The organism is Sporosarcina sp. PTS2304 (assembly GCF_003351785.1).
GTDB lineage: Bacteria > Bacillota > Bacilli > Bacillales_A > Planococcaceae > Sporosarcina.
The window spans coordinates 2,086,249-2,104,610 of the sequence record NZ_CP031230.1 but is presented as its reverse complement, the minus strand read 5'-3'; the positions used below and the strand labels follow the sequence as shown (position 1 = coordinate 2,104,610).

Genomic DNA, 18,362 nt, shown 5'->3' with positions numbered 1-18,362 from the left:
TTATAAATGCTAATTTAAATATGTACATTCCTGCTTGAATAACCATGTACAAAAATGCTCGGGTTATACATACTAATCTAGAGGTGATTAGGAATGTATATTCAATTAAACGTAGAGACAACATTTGAACTAAATAGTCTTGCAGATTTAGCAGCATATAAAAAAATAATGGAGCATTTAAAAATGAAGATAAATAAAAGTAAATTAGCAAGGGACATGGGCGTAGATCGACGTACGATCGACAAATATCTAAATGGCTTCGTTCCCAAAAAGAAGCGCAACAAACCATCTAAAATTGATGAGTTTTATCCAGTAATCGCGAGTTTATTATCAGAGGATTCGAAGCAAGTATTTTATTATCGTCGTAACCTATGGCAGTATTTAAAAGATAATCATGGCTTAGTTTGTGGCCAATCAACATTCCGTACATATATTGCGAACACGCCAGAATTTCAAGCGTATTTTGAGAAAGATGAGCGTATTCCGAGCATGGGGAATAGTGGGATTCGATTTGAAACACGTGCTGGAAAACAGGCACAACTGGATTGGAAAGAAAGTATTCTATATGAAACAAAAGATGGTGAGCAAGTAGAAATCAATGTCGCTGTCTTAGTATTGAGCCATTCACGTATGCGATTCTTTTATATGAGCATCTCGAAATCGCAAGCGGTATTATTTTCATTCCTTACGGAAACGTTTGAGAAGATGGGTGGCGTCCCTGAAGAGCTAGTCACAGATAATATGAAAACGGTGATGGATGAAGCACGAACAGAATTTTCAAAAGGAAAAGTAAATGCGAAGTTCGCTCAATTCGCAAAGGATTTTGGCTTTAAGGTTAGACCATGTATCGCTGGTCGCCCCAAAACAAAAGGTAAAGTAGAAACAACAATGAAGTTACTCGATGAAATCCATGCATACCAAGGGAAGTTTAATATGGAAGAATTGCATGTCTATATTGAGCGATTGTGTAACCGAATTAATCGTGAAATTCATCAAGGAACAAATAAAATTCCGTTACTCGAATTCCAAAAAGAAAAGAATCACCTACTCCAGCTACCAACTGAACGAGTAAGAGATTCCTTCAAAATCAACCATACACTTGTGAAAGTCAATGCATCAAACATGATTTCTTACAAATCTAATCAGTACTCCGTACCACCAGTGTACCAGGGAAAGAAAGTAAGTTTGCAAGTATATGATGACCAATTATGGATTCATTATAACATGGAACTGATAGCTCAACACAAAATAAGTAATGCTAAACTCAATTATCAGGAAGCACATTATCGAGAAACAATATCAAAAGCGATGCCAAACTATCCGGATATAAATGATTTAGCAAAACGAAATTTAGCAGCGATTGGAGAAATGTATAAATGATTCAGCATTTGAACACGAATTATCAGCAGCTCCTACAAAACTTTAAGTATTTAAAACTAAAGCAAATGGGTCTACATTTGAATGAAGTCATCGACTTTAGTATTAAGAACGAGCTTTCTTTTATAGACACACTTATTAAATTAACGAACTACGAAGTAGATGTACGTGAACAAAACATGATCCACGCGATGGTGAAGGTCGCTGCATTTCCACATTTAAAGGAAATGAAAGATTTTGATTTCGACTTTCAACCCAGTGTTAATCAGCAACAGTTACTCGATTTTCAAAGCTTACGATTTATTCAAGCAAATGAGAACGTTGTATTTCTTGGTCCAAGTGGTGTCGGCAAGACCCACTTAGCCACAGCAATCGGTATTACAGCTGCTAAAAAGCGCACGAGCACGTATTTTATTAAGTGTCATGATTTAATCCAAAATCTAAAAAGAGCACGTATTGAAAATCGACTAGAAAGCCGTTTAAAGCATTATACAAAATATAAATTATTAATCATTGATGAAATCGGCTATTTACCGATTGATGCAGAAGACGCAAAGCTTTTCTTCCAGTTAATTGATACACGTTACGAAAAGAAAAGTACAATTTTCACAACGAATGTGAACTTCAAGGCCTGGGAAGAAATTTTTCCGGAACCCAAGTTAGCAAACGCTATCTTAGATCGTATTTTACATCACGCGAGCGTCGTAACGATTACAGGTGATTCATACCGTCTTAAGCAACACCTTGAGCCAGTAAACGAGTAATTTTGTACACTGTTAAACGAGCACAAATGTACATATTAGTGTTGACATTTACAACAATTTACCTTACTTGAGAGGGATCACAATAATCATCATGAAAGTCGACGTTTAATAATCTTGCTCCTGGTAGTATTTCTTTTTTTATTCTTCCAAGTTCCCATGCAGAAAAAGCCCAATTATGATCTATCATCAGGTGAATTTTACGATCTGGATATTTTATCTTCCATGATGCTTCCATGTCTTTTACCATTTTCAATACTTATGTCATCCTTCCCGTAAATATCGCCAATATATATTATTTTGTTCCTTCCGAAAAGACAGTTAAATGGTTGAGTTTTATACAACCGGTATCCAATAGTCTGACCAATAGTTTTTCCTTATGTATTCCCTTCCCTGCGACTCATCAATAAATTCGGTTAAACTCCATAAAATAGTAAATTGAGCAGCAACTGAAGAAATAGCGTTTAATAAGTTACCTTTTGTAACATTTTTTATTCTATCGTGTTTAATAGATTGATAATCCTTCCACCACTTTAAATTAGCATATGGTTTTGTTGCATCAATATCTTTAAAGGGAAAAAGTAAGATGCCGTTATCGTTCATTACTCGTATATCAGTTGATAGACCAAAATCATTGAGGGAGTATTTTTCTATAAGTGGAGCGTAATCCTTCATATTAAAATAACTACCTTTACTTTGAACATTATAATTGATGCAAAGCTGTTTAAGTAAAGAATCGAGTTCCGAACAAGACAGCAAAATAATTGACGCAAACTCATCAGAATAAACAGCTTTGTTTTTATTGGAATGCGTTACATATTGATTAGTTTTTCTTAACATGCTTTCGATGGACACATAGTATTGCCAATGCATTTCAAACAAAGATCTAATCAAATATTTTCACCTTCTTTCTTTTGGCTCTTGTAAATCAGTCTTTATTACTGCATACATGATAGCACATTTTGGTATCTACTATACAATCCGTTGTTTTCTCTAATCTATGGACTTCTGCAAGGGAGATTTCGGTACTGTCAATAATTTTGTGTAAATGACTTTTCAACCTCTCAAGGTAGATGATCACCTTCGTATTCAAATAGATTTGTTCGAAGTGTTGATTTGGGTGTCTAGGAAAGGGCTAGCCCTTTCCTAGACACCCAAATTTCGCGCTGGCACGTCCCGGTTAGGTTGTCGGTTCATGTAGCTGCTCAAACATCTCTTCCAACTCTGCACGTGCCTGATTGAAGCCGATGTGGCAACGTGAGGCGAAACGTAGATTGTAGTCCTCGAACTGCGTCACTAAAAAGCGTTCTAGTGATTCTTCATTTGGGAACTGTTCCTTGCGCTTTGTATATTTTTTGATTTGCTTATTGAACGACTCAATTAAATTGGTCGAGTAGATGCTTCGCCAAATTGCTTTTGGAAACTGATAAAACGTCAGTAAATACGAGTTATTTAGTAAGCCTTGTGTAACTTTTTTGTACGATTTGCTCCATTTCTCGCAGAACTGCCCAAGTGCTAGCTCAGCTGCTTTGGCGTCCTTTGCCTGGTGAATCGTTTTAAAATCTTCGCAGACTTCCTTGCGATCCTCTACGCGTACTTTATGCATAATATTGCGACCAACATGAACTAAACAGACTTGATATTTTGCTTTTGGAAACACAGTGAAAACAGCGTCTGCCATGCCTTTTAAGCCGTCTGATACGAATAATAAGACGTCTTCTACACCACGGTCTTTCAGCTCTTCTAGTAGCTATATCGATAGGTAAGTTTTTGAAGTAATCTCCAACTTTTCCCCCGATTCACACCGTACGTGACCCTTTCGGCGTCATACGGCGTTCCATCTTAATTATAAGGTAGTTTAAATTTTAGTTAAATTACATTTCAAACGGTATTGGTTAATTCTTGTGAGTTGTTTAAGGTTTGGTTTAATAAGGTTAAGATATTTGTTAATCGTCTCTTCCTTCGTAGCATGAATTAATGTATGCACAAATTTATGGACGATTAGCAGGTTGTTGAAGGCATCATCACCACCTAGATGTTTAGGTGTTACATGATGGCAATGTACTTCATCAGCCGTTAGAAAAGCTTGTGTGACCTCACATTGACCTTCTTTCATTGAATATCTTGATAACCTATTATCGAAGTATTCAGTGGTACTTGTGGGATCATTTGTCTTTAATAACTTCTGTATTTCAGTACCAACATTTTTCTTTAGGTTTTTATAGATTAAAGCCCTTCCCTCAATTGTGAAGGGTGTAATCTTTTGGTTAAAATTGATTGGAATTGTTGTTTTAAGGTCAGCCATCGGATAAAGGTATACGTCGGCTATTTTCCATGTTTTAAACCTGCCATTGAAAAACTTTTTAAAAGTAGGCGGTGGTTTCGTTGGGACCTCAAATTTCCCAGAGTGTTTTAACCTATTTCTCATACTAATTTGTATATCATAACCAATTCTCGCAAAATCATTGTAAATATGAGAACCAATTTTAAAGTAATTGTGCAGACCTAGAACAAACGAGTTAAATCGCATAGCATTCCTAGCATTCGGTTCTTTGCTAAGTGTTCTGATTAACTCCCTGGCATTCTTCTTGATGCTATCAGCTTTCTTCTTGTTTAACTTAGTAGAAGCCAAGCTTTTGTTCCTTTTAGGAAATGTTCCTATTGAAAACCCTAGAAATTCCGATTTATTCCGCCTAAGATTGATGATTTTTGACTTGTCCTTAGAAATGTCTAATTTTAACCTCTGCTTTAGATATTGCTCCACTGCGTGAAACCATTTCTTAGCAGAATTATAGCTGTTTGTTAAAATTTTAAAATCATCAGCATATCGAATCATATAGCCAATCTTTAGCCTCGTTTTCTTTTGGGCTGCAAAACGGTCTGAGTTACTTTTATACGGATGCTTAGTGTTGAATCCTTCCCATTGATCAGCTACCCAAGTATCGAGGTCATGTAACATCACATTCGATAATAGGGGAGATAAGATACCGCCTTGTGGTGTTCCTTTGGTCGGTATTCCTAAGCCCTTAATTGGTGCTTTCAGCATTTTCGAGATGATTCTTAGTATGATTTTGTCACGGATTCCAATATTCCAAAGTTGTTTAATCAATAACGAGTGATTAACATTATCAAAGAAACCTTTAATATCAATATCCACCGCATAATGCGTTTTGGAGTGGTTGATGATATAGACACATCTTGATATAGCATGATGTGTACTGCGTTGTGGTCTAAATCCATAACTATGTTTAAAGAACTTAGCTTCACAAATCGGTTCAATGACTTGTTTGATCATCTGTTGGATAATCCGATCTGTAAGAGTCGGTATTCCAAGTGGACGTAAATCACCATTAGGTTTTGGAATGAGAACCCTCTTAACGGCTTTGGGCTTGTAATCCTTTAGTGCGTCCCTGATGTAAGAGACAAAATCATTTTTGTTCATTTCTTTAAATTTATCAATGGTATGAGTATCAACACCAGCTGTTTTAGAGCCTTTATTACTTTTTATGGTTCTGTATGCGAGAAGAATATTGTTTTCTGATATGACAAGTTCGTATAACCTATTAAATGTTTTCCCTTCTTTACTACCCGTATATAAGGTATCGAAGGTTTCCTGCAACCCATAGTATTCCCAATATCTTTGATTTGCGTTCAATTGTGGAACACCTCCATCGAAGTGTCTTTCCCACATTCTTACCAGACCTTTTGAACTTCATTTACTAAAATTTAATGACCTTAATCAAGACTAAGGGCTATCCCTCCACCGTTTATTATCGCGGTTTCTTAGGTACTGTGCCCTCACTTTCACAAAGGTTAAGCAATTTCGCTTCTAATGAAACTTATTTGCAATCCCCCAAAGGTAATTGTTTAAATAGGAATCCTTTGCTTACCACGTTCCGATACGATTAGCTATCATATAAATCCTTAGGTGCTTGCTATGAGCCAGTGGGTATTATAATGTCATCGTCCATTATCCCGATTTTCTTAGGCTAGAATCATACTTATCGGTATCCCACGTTACACAATTTGTAACCCTACTTCTTTCGAGAGTAGTCAACTTATTGACCCGTACATTCGCAAGTTCGTCAGTCGTTATTCACATACGACATTCTCACCATAGATTTCTTTTTCAGCCCCCCGGTCTATCCCCAGCCATATTCAAATTAAGAACTTAGGCTGAGTTCAACCGACTTCACCAAGCTTCACACAACAATATTTTACCTAATACTATTGCATGTTGGAGGATTAGGGTAGATGTTTCAACTCAACATGACGGTTTTCATTCCATCTATCATCGTATCAGTTATAACTACATTTGTAGTTCGGACATTTCATGCGTTATGCACTTGTAGTCCAACGTGTCGCACCTTGCCAGTTGTAAGCAGACTCGGTTGGGGCAATCGTGTAAGCGAGTACCTCTTTAGAGCCGTCTTCCCGAATACCAACAGCGATATAGACGGCTTCTTTAGACACCGTATCACGACGCATGGCAATATACGTCGCATCTAAATACACGCATACGTAACGATTATGCAACGAACGGTTGTTGAATGCATCGACTGTTTCTGAAACCGCTTTTGTCATATTCGAAATCGTTTGAGGCGTATAGTGATGGCCATACATTTTTTCGATTAACTGGGCAATTTCAGCCATCGTAATGCCTTTTTTAAACAGGTGAATCACCGTATCTTCAAGCGTATCATTCGAACGCTTATACGGAGCTACGGTCTGTTGTTTGAACTCACCATTGCGATCACGTGGAATTTGAATGGCTAAATCGCCGTACTCCGTGTGAAGCGTACGCGAATAAGACCCATTGCGTGAGTTGCCTGAATTAAAGCCCATACGGTCATATTTTTCATAATCTAGAAATTCCGTTAACTCTGTCACAAGTAGCGAGTTGATCGCCATTTCCAAGTGCGAACGAAAAACCTCGGTAATATCTTGTTTTTTTACTAGTGCATCGATAATTTCTGTTGTAAACTGATTCATAGGGAAGACCTCTTTTCTAGGATTGGTTGTGGTGACTTAATTCTATCAAGAAAAGGTCTTCCTTTTTACATGGAATTTTTCATTTACACAAAATATTTTATACTCTCGAGATTTCACTTTCACCATATATATCTAGCTTTGAGGATATGAAGGGGGAATGAATCTAAAAAGTATCTTGTTGTGTTAAAATAGGAAGAAAAAAGAACATTGGGAAGAGGTATTAAGTGTGTTTGAGTGGATGAGAAGGCATAAAAAATTGAGCACTGTAGTTATAATAATTTTTTTACTTTCAATTACTATAATTGGCCCTTTACTTCTTAATTGGATATATTATTTGAAAGCACCTTGGGATTTTTTAGCGGTAGGCTATGATTTACCAAATCTACTTGGCTATTATGGTGCAGTGTTGACGTTTTTAGGTACAATGAGTTTAGGCATCGTAACAGTATATCAAAATTACGTATCACATCAAAAAACGGTAGAAATAAACAGATTAACTTTAGAATTACAAAAAAAGAGTATGGCAATCGCAGAACAGAGATATGAAAAAGAACAGTTGAATGAAATCAAGAAAAACACCCCTAAATTTGAAATTAAAAATAAAGGTAGCAATGGAAGTTATATGAATTTGCAAGCGGAGTTAAAAAATGTTTCCAGTATTATTGTATCTGGAATAAAGTCAATTTCGTTTGAAGTGTTTGACGAAAAAGATTCTATTATCCTAACTTCACAGAAAGTAAAAAATAAAGAAACATCACTTCCGCCAGCCGAAAGTACAACCATAGAATTTCATAATGAACAGCTTAGACCTAATGAGTTTAATGTTGGATATGGAGGGAAAACACATGTTGGATTGAAAAATTTGACAATGGTGTGGAGTTTTCAATGTGAAGACCAATTTGAAATTACGCATTATTTTAAGGCGAAATTACATATAGAAGATAGTGAAATATTTGTAGGGCATAATTGGAATGTGCAAAAAGTAGGTTAGGAAAGAGTACGATACTTACACTAACATAAGTCTAACGTTGTTTTTATAGATTCTGAACTTAATTGTTAGGATGGTACCAATGGGTGTTTTGTTTAGTAATTTGGCGTAATTTTATAAGGATTGAGCGCCATTAATATTATTACGGCAGGTAGTTCAAATATTTTGTTTTAGCAAACAACTCCTTGACAAATAGCTTGCTGCGAGTGATTACTAGGCTACCATTTGCCAAGGAGTGTTGTGAAAATGAATGATGAACAAAGAAAGCAGATCAAGATTTTGGGGTATCAAGGGGTTGGCTATAAAAAATAGCAGAAGCAATGGGCTTATCTCGCGATGTTGTCAGGGGTTATTGTAAAAGGCACGTACTTAATGGTCTTGCAACGGATTTAGTGTTAAATCAAGATTAAGACGATAAATTCATAAAAGAAATAACCTATGTATACTGCTTAAGCTGCGGTTCAAAATTAGAACAAAACTAAGGAAGAGGCGCAAAAAGGAAATACTGTTCAATCGATTGTAAACGTAAATTTGAAAAAGATAATCCTAAAATTTATAAACTGCACTGTGATTACTGTAGAAAGGAATATCTATCTGAAAAGGTACAGAAGCGGAAGTTTTGCAGTAATGATTGCTACGTCCGTGATAGGTTTTTCAAGGAAGAAGTTGCGGCAGAAATTTTAGGGAAAATCATGAAAAGACAAAAGGTAGAGTATGTACCCAAGTGGTTAGAGGACTTATTGCTTTCTTATTTAAAAATTGATTGATTTTCGGGGGGATGTTAGCGTTAAAATGGGGTATGAAATTGGCTTTTTTTAGGTGCTAAATTGTTAAGTCAATCGCGATAAAATAATATTGGTTTAGTGAGCTGATTTTGCCCATCGTTTCAAACGTTATGAATTATTAACATACCTCCCTGGTGAAAGTCACTTTTAGCGGCGAACACATTCACGCGAAAATAGACTTTCGTGTAAATGTATCAACCATTCATGATAACACATGTGGAGTGCGTGGCGTTGATAGAGTTAAAATAGCTTGGTGGCAATGGTTTTGTGGATTTTGGATGAAAATTGAAATGTGCTTTATGTTCCCTCGGACTAATGGTTCGAGGGATTTTTGACTTCTGAAACAAACGATGCCTGTGCGTGAAATATTCATGATTGCTTGAAAAAACATGAATGTTTAAACTTTCACGCTAGTTTCTAGTACAGCCTTCTTCCATAGAAATCCTGACTAAATCCTCATAATAATGAGCCGTTGTTTCAATTCCCAAAATCACATCTGTCAGCTGGTAGGATTCCTTTGTTTCGTCAATCGCTTTCTTCAGCACTTGAAACCCTGTCTGAGATCCATCGAATTCAAACGGATCCGCTAAGATATCTCCATAAATCGTACAGATCATCGCTGCATTTACATACTTAGCTGCATCCACAGCTATGATACGTCACAATATCGATCGGCGTCCGGACTTCTCATCAAACGGCTCCAATAGCTACCGTTTTTCCCCTGAATATGATTTAATGACTGTATAACCATTGTTTTCAGCTCCCCTTTCCTAGTTGAGTGCGTTTGGGAAGTTCTGTGATCGGTATTTCTCCTATACCCTGAAAACAATGGTTTATTGCGTTTTCTTTTATCTATTTAACATAATAGCTACCTATCACTTAATTATCCCCATAAAAGATGCCGAGGAATATGTAATAAAAGTTGCGAATAAGAAACAAGAAGAAGTTAAAATAAAAGAACAAAATCAGGCCAGGTATACTATTAGGATAGATTTCTGGACAAAACTTTTACAGGAAATGAATAAAAAATCGCGTTTATTTTCAAATGTAAATCCAACAAAGGATAACTGGTTAGGAACAGGTAGTGGCTACAGTGGAATTGCCTATACCTTTACTGCTACAGGTAGTTATGTAAGGATGGAACTATGGATTAATCGTGGATCTCAAGATGAAAATAAAGCTATCTTTGATAAACTATTTTCGAATAAGGAAAAAATAGAAACGAAATTTGAAGCAGAACTTGATTGGTAAATATTGGAAAATGGTAAGGGAAGTCGGATTGCCTATTCATTAACTAATGTAAGTATTTTTAATAAAGAGCATTGGACTGAAATGATTCAATTTTTAACGGACTACATGATTCAATTTGAAAGTGCTATGAAAGATCCGCTTCGTAAGGTAATGAATGATTCATAGTTTATGAAGAGAGAATTATAAAGTTGGAAATGAGTTGATGAGACAATGACAATTCGTTATAAAAAGTGTATTACTTGCGGGTCACTTGATGTAGCAAAAATAATATACGGCTATCCGACAGCAGATGCATTCAAGGAGCAGGAAGAAGGTAAAATCAAATTAGGCGGATGCGTGATATCTGAAGACAGCCCACAATATCATTGGAATAAATGCGGTGAAAAGTGGACTGCAGATGTAGCAATTGATGCAGATTATAATGAAATTATTGGACTGCGAGCATCAGTTGGGGGATATTTCGAAGGGTATTATGATGTGACGATTCATTTCCAAAATAAAAAACTTATTTGGAAATATAGCTTAGATGGTGATGCAGTTGAGAAGGAATTATCAGATAAAGGTATAACAACGTTCATCAGTGGATTAAAAGTAGTTAACTTTCTAAATTGGAAAAGAAGATATGAAGAACCTAACGTGCTAGATGGTACACAATGGGAAGTTGAAATAATCCGTGAAAAGCGTAACTTAAAAAGAAGTGGCAGTAACAAATTCCCCGATGAATGGGAGTCTTTTTGTGAATTGATTAAAACGATTTCAGGATTGGAATTTACGTAAATTCATCCACCTTTTCCTGCAAACCTGCAATCCTATAAAAAAGTATCGTTCAAAGTGAGAAGGGTGAGTATTATGGTATTGAGTAATCTGAAAGAATTAAGAAGCGATATGATTGCTAATGAAAAAGCAGTAACGGTATTTCGTTTTGATTATAAAGCGAGAGAATACGTTGTTGCTGTCTGCCTATTGACAGAAGCAGACAAAAAAAGGAAAGAAGCAGAATTTGCTTTGGTGAGGCTTTGCTTTATGCAAATAGATGATGTGAATGAGTATTTGGATTGCTACGCTAATTCAAAAAAAATTACAGCAGGCTTGACTGAATTGAGAAACTTTTTAGGTGTAGAATTTCAAGAGGATGGTATTGGATGGATCAATGGATTTTTAGCGTATTTTGGACAACATATACCTAAAAAGAACCCAGCAATACAAAATAAAAAAGCGGAAGACGCAGTACTGCATACAATTTGTAGGCATGAAAATCGCGACCCTAATCGAATTTATCGCAACTATATATTTAGAAATGGAAAAATGAACGGTAAGCAAAAATATAGAACTGAATATAATGCTCAACTGGCAGCTATTCGATTTCCAAGTCTTTACGAAAGGTTTAAAGATTATAAAGAGATAAGCTTTGCATTTACAGATGACGTTACAAAGGAAAAATCAGAAGAAGAAATTTTATCAAACTTTGAGATGAGAGAAAATGAATGATGCATCGATTAATTATCAAATCAGGACAGTAAAAAATTACTACAGGGTAAAATAATTTTTACGGCAGAGGGTGAAATTTTTCCCCTCTGTTTTCTTCTGTGAAATATAAGTATACTCTTACTTATCAGATAATTCATAATGATGTCGAAAAATGTGTTCTGAAAGTAAAGCAATAAAGGAGAAATGAGGTTATTTAATTGACGGAGAGCCTATCCACTATATTTTACAATGGTAAAATATTCACTTCCACTGTCGACCAGCCATACGCTGACACCATGTCAATTAAAGATGGAGTAATACAATGGATTGGGAAAGAAGAGGATTTACAAAGTGAAGGGGAACGAATAGACTTAAAGGGACAGCGCGTTTTACCTGGTTTCATAGATGCACATGTCCATCCTCTCTATTTAGCGAAGTTCTATAAGCAAATTTGTATATTACCGCCCATTATTCATTCGATCGATGAGTTAATCGAGCATATAGAAAAAGTAGAGAACGAACAAGGTGTCGGTCAATGGATTGAAGGTTGGGGGTTTGATGAAGGAAAACTAGAAGAAAAAAGGTCGCCTACTCGCTATGATTTGGACAAAGCCTCTACAACGTCACCTATTATTATGACGAGAACTTGTGCGCATGTCATTGCAGTCAATAGCTTGGCTTTAAAGCTCGCTGGCATTGATAAAAATACAACGGATCCAGAAGGTGGAAAAATCGATCGAGATGCTGCTGGAGAACCTACAGGAGTATTGCGTGAAAATGCCAAAAACTTAATAGTAGACATGATGCCGCCAGAAAGAATTGAAGATAATGTAAGCGCTCTTATGGAATTGAGTCCAATCTTGCTAGCGCATGGCATAACCGGTATGACGGAAATGATGGCTCGTACAGGCCCTGTAGATTATTTTGAAATGTATACAGAAGCCAGCAAGAATGGCATGAAGCAAAGAACGGCGATGTATTATTTATGGGATGATCTAAAAGAACGTAATATACTGACAACAGCCAATACCGATCGACAATTGCCTGTTTGTATCGGTGGAGTGAAAATGTTTGCTGATGGCAGTGTATCCGGTCAAACCGCTTTAGTAAGCGAACCGTTTGTAGGGAAAGAAAAAAATAGTGGAATTCAGATGACTACTGAAGAAGAATTGCTTGCCGGAGCGAAAGTTGCAGAGGAAAGTCATACGCAGTTAGTGATTCATGCAATGGGTGATCGGGCGATTGATTTGATTGTCAATACGTTCCATTCGAGAAAAGGATGGTTGAAAGAAGGGCCTTCTATCCGTATTGAACATGCTGCCATGCCTTCTGAGCAAGCTTTATCAAAAGCGGCTGAATGTGGAATCGCTTTCGTTCCTCAACCGATTTTCTTATACGCAGAAATTGAAAGTTATTTGAAAAACTTAGGGGAGGAAAGAACAAAACATACTTATCCTATTCAGAAGATGCTAGATGCAGGAATTCCTGTCGCTTTCTCTTCAGATGCCCCGGCTACTGCTTGGTCAGATCCGGTAAATCCATTCGTAGGTATTCAATCCGCTGTTACGCGCATTGCATACAATGGACAAGATACCGGTCAAACCGAGCGAGTGGATGTAGAAACAGCTATTAGATTGTATACGAAAGGAGCGCAAGAAGTTACGTTAATCCCCAAAACGGGACAATTAGCACCAGGTTATTACGCCGATTTTATCGTGTTGGATCAAGACATCTTGACGATAAATGCAGAAACGATCGGTCAAGTACAAGTGAAACAAACGTATATGAGCGGTCAGTTAGTATATGAAAAAGAAAAGTGAGCAAAAAATTACATAATCAAAGGAGACATAACATGAAAAAGTTTCTAGGCGTACTACTCATATTGGTTTTAGCATTAAGTGCATGCGGAAGACCGGCAGTAAAAGAATCTAATACAGATCAGAATGCAGAAGGTACGGACGGTGAGAAATTCAAGATCAGAATTGCTCACTTAGTAAAAGATGAAGTTTCGGGTGCACGTGCACTAGTTTCTATGAAAGAAAAAATTGAAGAACGTTCGGATGGGAAAGTGGAAGTAGAAATTTTCTCTAACGGTAAACTTTTCGGTTCTGACCGTGAGGCAATTGAAGCAGTACAACTTGGTAATGTTGAGATGACTGTTGCAGCGTTGGCACCTATCGTTTCTTTCAATGATAAATTTATGGTGTTTGACTTACCGTTCTTATTTAAATCGAAAGAAGCAGCATACAGTGCGTTGGATGGAGAACTTGGACAGTCGTTGTTAGACAGCCTAGAGGCAAACTCTTTAAAAGGAATTGCTTACGCAGAAAATGGATTCCGTCATATGACAAACAATAAACGTCCAATTGAAACGCCAGATGACTTAAAAGGTTTAAAGATGCGTACACTTGAAAACCCACTTCATACCGATACATTTAAAGCGTTTGGCGCAAATGCGTCGCCATTCTCGTTTGGAGAACTGTATACAGCGTTACAGCAAAACACGTATGACGCAATGGAAGCTCCTATTTCATTGATTTACACTAATAAGTTTTACGAGGTTCAAAAGTACTTAACATTGAGTGGTCATGTCTATGCACCTGGAATTATGGTGATGAATAACGACTTCTTCAACAGTATGCCAGAAGATTTGCAGACAATTGTTTTAGAAGAAGCTGAAAAAGCGAAAGTATTAGGACGTGAACTTGGAGCAGAAGAAGAGGTCATCTTCTTTGATAAGCTGAAAGAAGAGGGAATAAAAGTAAACGAACTATCTGACGAGCAGAAAGAAGTATTTAGAGAAAAAGCAAAACCAGTCTATGACAAATATGTTCCTAAAATTGGTCAAGAACTAGTAGATAAAGCATTGGATGCAAATAAAGAATAAGTGAAAAAGTTCACATGGTTACATATCATGTGAACTTTAGTCTTTTGTGATTGAAAGGAGTATTTTATGAAGAAAAGAAAATTACCACTCGAAGAAGCATTTTTAGTCCTGACGTTAGCCTTAATGGTAATTTTAATTTTTATTCAAGTCATAGGAAGATATGTATTTGAATCCGCTCCAAGTTGGACGGAAGAATTATCACGATATATTCATATTTGGCAAGTGTGGATAGGGGCGAGTTATGCGATTAGTTTAAAGAAACATCTTCGCATCGAAGCTTTCGTCACGATGTTCCCGCCACTTATACAAAAAATAATGGAAACGATATCAATCGTTATTTGGTTCCTTTTAGCGTTAGTTCTAGCCTATTTGGGAACTACTCTAGTCATGAGCAGTTACTCAAATGGACAAGTAACTCCAGCGATGCAAATTCCTATGTGGATCACTTTTATGGCGATTCCAATTGGGTGTATCGGAATGTTATATAGACTACTACAGCAAGTTCGCTTGTTATGGAAAGATCCATTAGCCTACGCTAAACAGGGAGGTGCGCCTGAATGACAATTGCCGTCTTATTTGGATCCATATTTATTATGTTATTCATTGGTGTGCCGATCGCGATTGCGCTTGGTGCTTCATCGCTTCTCGCTTTATATTTTACGACTAATTTACCGGTTGGGATTATTGCTCAAAAAGCGTTTACTTCACTCGACTCATTTCCTTTATTAGCAATTCCTTTCTTTATGTTGGCAGGGATTTTAATGGGGAAAGGTGGCGTATCCAAACGATTGCTGACGCTAGCTACGATGCTCGTAGGTTGGATGATCGGTGGACTTGCGATGGTGACGATTGTCGCCTGTATGTTCTTTGCGGCGATTTCTGGATCAGGTCCTGCCACAGTTGCGGCGATCGGTTCATTTATGATACCAGCGATGCGTGAGAAAAATTATTCGGAAGGTTTTGCAGGGGCTGTGACGGCTGCTGCCGGGTCAATCGGTGTCATCATTCCTCCAAGTATTCCATTTGTATTATATGGAGTAGTGGCAGGAGTGTCTGTAGGTGGTCTCTTCCTAGCAGGTATTATTCCTGGCATTATGCTCGGCATCGGAATGATGGTTGTGGCGTATATAATTTCCAAGAAGAGAGGATATAAACCGGAGACGACGGTTACATATACGTTCAAAGATGTATTATACGCATTTTATGATGCGAAATGGGCGTTATTGATTCCTGTTATTATTTTAGGCGGAATTTACGGAGGAATATTTTCTCCGACTGAAGCCGCTGTTGTAGCGGTTGTCTACTCCATTATTATCGGAGTGTTCGTTCATAAAGAATTGACGTTAAGTGGATTATATGAATGTTTCCGCGAAACTGTAGTGATCAATGCGATTACAATGATTGTCATTAGTCTATCCATTAATATGTCATATATTATGACGCTCGAACAAGTACCGGAAGCGATTGCTACATTTATAACAGATTTCTCAAGTAACCCAATCGTAATCTTATTAATTATTAATGCTATTTTGCTTGTAGTAGGAATGTTCTTTGATACAATTTCTGCAATTGTTATTCTATCACCTATACTACTACCTATTATTATGGCAATAGGCGTAGATCCGATTCACTTTGGTGTCATTATGGTAGCGAATTTAGCGATCGGCTTTATCACTCCTCCACTAGGCGCGAACTTATTTGTTGCATCAAGTGTCAGTGGCATTAAAGTGGAGAAAATCACTCTTGCTATTTTGCCATTTTTATTGTCGATGATTATTTGTTTACTCATCATCACATTTGTTCCGTTCCTGTCAACGTGGCTTCCGAGCTTGATTGACTAACAGAAAAAACTGTCACATTTGTTGAGTGACTATACTATGTAGAATTCATTCATATAAAAGTGAGTTGAGCGACTGGATGGAGAGAGGCTGACTTGGAGTGTCTTGTGTCTTGCGCTTCTAGACAGGACGATTACCGGAGACCCTGCAAAAGTGCGTTGTGGGTTACGCCTGTCAAGTGCAAAAGCCGTCCTTCGCAACGGCTTTCCCTGATCCTCCCGGAGTCGATCGTCTGTAAGCGCAAGCCATACTTTGTGTATGTAAGACAGTTTGATCACTCTTTGTATGTGGTGAAAGACCAACATCAGCTACTATGACTATTTCGATGAACTGAGTGGAAAAAGCAATGACTCTATATGTATTCAATCAGGCAATCCAAAGCTTCACCCACACTGTTCAGGAAGTAGAGCTTACCATACTCTATTTCTGGACGAACACAAACTGACTTCCCGACACAAACTCAAGGATTCTCCCGGAAGAACCGGCGACTCCTGGAGGATCAGTGCGACAGGCGTAATCGCCAACGCACTTCTGGCGAGTCCGGCGCGTCCCCTCAGGAAAGCGTCCGGTTCTGTAGGGAGAATCCTAACACGTACACAATTTTTCTGCACTGCACAGGAAGAGTCACGTACACTTACTCTAAAAACACTTGTCAAAAGCACCACCTATCCAAAGAACTGTTTTTTCTTTGGATAGGTAACAAATTTGAAACAATGTATAAAAAACTTCTTGAAAACGCACATATTATACAAACAAGAAAGGTCGATACAACTATGGGCACTACATTAAATCCAAGAGTATTAGAAATTGAACCTTCAGGAATTAGGAAAGTGTATAATCAATTAGTTAATTTTCCAGATGCTATTAATTTAACAGTAGGAGAGCCAGACTTTTCTACTCCTGATCATATTAAAGAGGCGGCTATTGATTCCTTACGAGCAAATCATACCGGTTACTCGGTTAACACAGGATTATTATCGTTACGACAGGAAGTGCAATCATTTTTTGCGGATCGATACGATGTACACTACCGAGCGGAAGATGAAATCATTATTACAAATGGAGCAAGTGAAGCATTGGATATTGCGTTTAGAACAATTTTAGAAGAAGGCGACGAAGTCATTGTTTTTGCGCCGGCTTATCCTGGATACGTTCCATTGATTACGTTAAGTGGCGGTGTTCCAGTACTCATTGATACGTCAGAAAACGGCTTTAAACCAACGCTTGAACAATTGAAGAAAGCGGTAAACGCTAAAACGAAAGCCATTTTATTTAATTATCCTTCCAATCCGACGGGGGCTGTTTTGTCAGGAGAAGAAGTGAGAAATTTGACAGAGTGGCTTAAAGATCAAAATTTATTTGTTCTTTCTGATGAAATATATAGTGAGAATACATTTGATGGAACGCATGTCTCTATCGCTTCAATGGAAGGAATGCGTGACAAAACGATTTTAATTCAAGGGTTGTCCAAATCACATTCTATGACAGGTTGGAGAATCGGATATACACTAGCTCCTGCATTTCTATCTAAGCAGATGGAAAAAGTTCATTTATTCAATGTCGTTTGTGCGCCAATTACTAGTCAATACGCGGCTATCGCTGCATTAAAAAATGGACGTAATGACTCGGAGCCTATGAATATCGAATATATGAAACGGCGTGATTTTGTTTATAGAAGATTAAATGAAATAGGACTTGAAACAGAGAAGCCAAAAGGGGCATTTTATATTTTCCCTAAAATTCCATCTTCGTTTCCGGATTCAAGTACTTTCAGTGAAGCTCTGTTGCGTGAAGGCAGAGTGGCAGTAGTTCCGGGAAGTGCATTTTCTTCTTATGGAGAAGGGTTTATTCGAATTTCTTATGCGTATTCAATGGAGACATTAGAAGAGGCTTTACACCGTATAGAAGCGTTTCTTAAAAATACATCTACTGAATAATTCAATCGTTGTGCATGGAGACAAATGTCTTCATGCATTTTTAAATGAATAGTGATTCCATGCGAAGGGAAGATGAGTT

At 37.3% G+C, this 18,362-nt stretch carries 14 protein-coding genes and 3 pseudogenes; 11 read left to right on the top strand and 6 right to left on the bottom strand.

What is annotated here, in order from left to right; genetic code table 11:
- Window positions 1-93 precede the first annotated feature (93 nt).
- Entirely contained in the window at window positions 94-1,380 is a 1,287-nt protein-coding gene (gene istA, locus DV702_RS10095) for an IS21 family transposase (RefSeq protein WP_114924638.1), read from the top strand.
- Complete coding sequence (istB, locus tag DV702_RS10090; protein ID WP_305849676.1) at window positions 1,377-2,141, top strand: IS21-like element helper ATPase IstB; 765 nt, start codon at window positions 1,377-1,379, stop codon at window positions 2,139-2,141. The genes istA and istB overlap by 4 nt, the downstream gene beginning before the upstream one ends.
- Window positions 2,142-2,199: 58 nt before the next feature.
- On the opposite strand, the gene DV702_RS10085 is transcribed toward istB, so the two are convergent.
- The 5 genes and pseudogenes from DV702_RS10085 to DV702_RS10065 all read right to left on the bottom strand — a co-directional run.
- Entirely contained in the window at window positions 2,200-2,394 is a 195-nt protein-coding gene (locus DV702_RS10085; RefSeq protein ID WP_114924637.1) for a hypothetical protein, read from the bottom strand.
- Between the two features lie 80 nt (window positions 2,395-2,474).
- Window positions 2,475-3,032, bottom strand: coding sequence for a hypothetical protein (locus DV702_RS10080; RefSeq protein ID WP_114924636.1), 558 nt, complete (start codon window positions 3,030-3,032; stop codon window positions 2,475-2,477).
- A gap of 286 nt (window positions 3,033-3,318) precedes the next feature.
- Window positions 3,319-3,888, bottom strand: a pseudogene (locus DV702_RS10075) (transposase); the annotation flags it as partial.
- Between the two features lie 108 nt (window positions 3,889-3,996).
- A complete protein-coding gene (gene ltrA / locus DV702_RS10070) occupies window positions 3,997-5,793 on the bottom strand; it encodes a group II intron reverse transcriptase/maturase (RefSeq protein ID WP_205407167.1) in 1,797 nt (598 codons plus the stop codon).
- Between the two features lie 713 nt (window positions 5,794-6,506).
- Window positions 6,507-7,130, bottom strand: a pseudogene (locus DV702_RS10065) (transposase); the annotation flags it as partial.
- Window positions 7,131-7,356: 226 nt separating this feature from the next.
- On the opposite strand from DV702_RS10065, the gene DV702_RS10060 reads away from it, so the two are divergent.
- Window positions 7,357-8,121 (top strand): hypothetical protein, encoded by a 765-nt coding sequence (locus DV702_RS10060; RefSeq protein WP_162805776.1) that lies wholly within the window; start codon window positions 7,357-7,359, stop codon window positions 8,119-8,121.
- Between the two features lie 1,192 nt (window positions 8,122-9,313).
- On the opposite strand, the gene DV702_RS10050 is transcribed toward DV702_RS10060, so the two are convergent.
- A complete protein-coding gene (locus DV702_RS10050; protein WP_205407166.1) occupies window positions 9,314-9,550 on the bottom strand; it encodes a hypothetical protein in 237 nt (78 codons plus the stop codon).
- Between the two features lie 181 nt (window positions 9,551-9,731).
- On the opposite strand from DV702_RS10050, the pseudogene DV702_RS17110 reads away from it, so the two are divergent.
- The 8 genes and pseudogenes from DV702_RS17110 to DV702_RS10005 all read left to right on the top strand — a co-directional run bounded on the left by DV702_RS17110 (window position 9,732) and on the right by DV702_RS10005 (window position 18,283).
- Window positions 9,732-10,319: pseudogene (locus tag DV702_RS17110) on the top strand (DUF4268 domain-containing protein).
- Window positions 10,320-10,364: 45 nt separating this feature from the next.
- Window positions 10,365-10,931 (top strand): hypothetical protein, encoded by a 567-nt coding sequence (locus DV702_RS10035; RefSeq protein ID WP_114924632.1) that lies wholly within the window; start codon window positions 10,365-10,367, stop codon window positions 10,929-10,931.
- Window positions 10,932-11,003: 72 nt separating this feature from the next.
- Window positions 11,004-11,642 (top strand): DUF6037 family protein, encoded by a 639-nt coding sequence (locus DV702_RS10030; RefSeq protein WP_114924631.1) that lies wholly within the window; start codon window positions 11,004-11,006, stop codon window positions 11,640-11,642.
- A gap of 197 nt (window positions 11,643-11,839) precedes the next feature.
- On the top strand, window positions 11,840-13,441 hold the full coding sequence (locus DV702_RS10025; RefSeq protein ID WP_240315596.1) for an amidohydrolase: 1,602 nt from the start codon (window positions 11,840-11,842) through the stop codon (window positions 13,439-13,441).
- 32 nt (window positions 13,442-13,473) lie between these two features.
- Window positions 13,474-14,508, top strand: a complete 1,035-nt coding sequence (locus DV702_RS10020; RefSeq protein WP_114924630.1) for a TRAP transporter substrate-binding protein — start codon at window positions 13,474-13,476, stop codon at window positions 14,506-14,508.
- A gap of 66 nt (window positions 14,509-14,574) precedes the next feature.
- Window positions 14,575-15,069 carry a TRAP transporter small permease gene (locus tag DV702_RS10015; protein WP_114924629.1) on the top strand — a complete coding sequence of 165 codons (495 nt, stop codon included), beginning with the start codon at window positions 14,575-14,577 and terminating at the stop codon, window positions 15,067-15,069.
- Window positions 15,066-16,349 (top strand): TRAP transporter large permease, encoded by a 1,284-nt coding sequence (locus DV702_RS10010; RefSeq protein ID WP_114924628.1) that lies wholly within the window; start codon window positions 15,066-15,068, stop codon window positions 16,347-16,349. The genes DV702_RS10015 and DV702_RS10010 overlap by 4 nt, the downstream gene beginning before the upstream one ends.
- Window positions 16,350-17,119: 770 nt before the next feature.
- Window positions 17,120-18,283, top strand: a complete 1,164-nt coding sequence (locus DV702_RS10005) for an aminotransferase class I/II-fold pyridoxal phosphate-dependent enzyme (RefSeq protein ID WP_114925903.1) — start codon at window positions 17,120-17,122, stop codon at window positions 18,281-18,283.
- The last annotated feature ends 79 nt before the right edge of the window (window positions 18,284-18,362 follow it).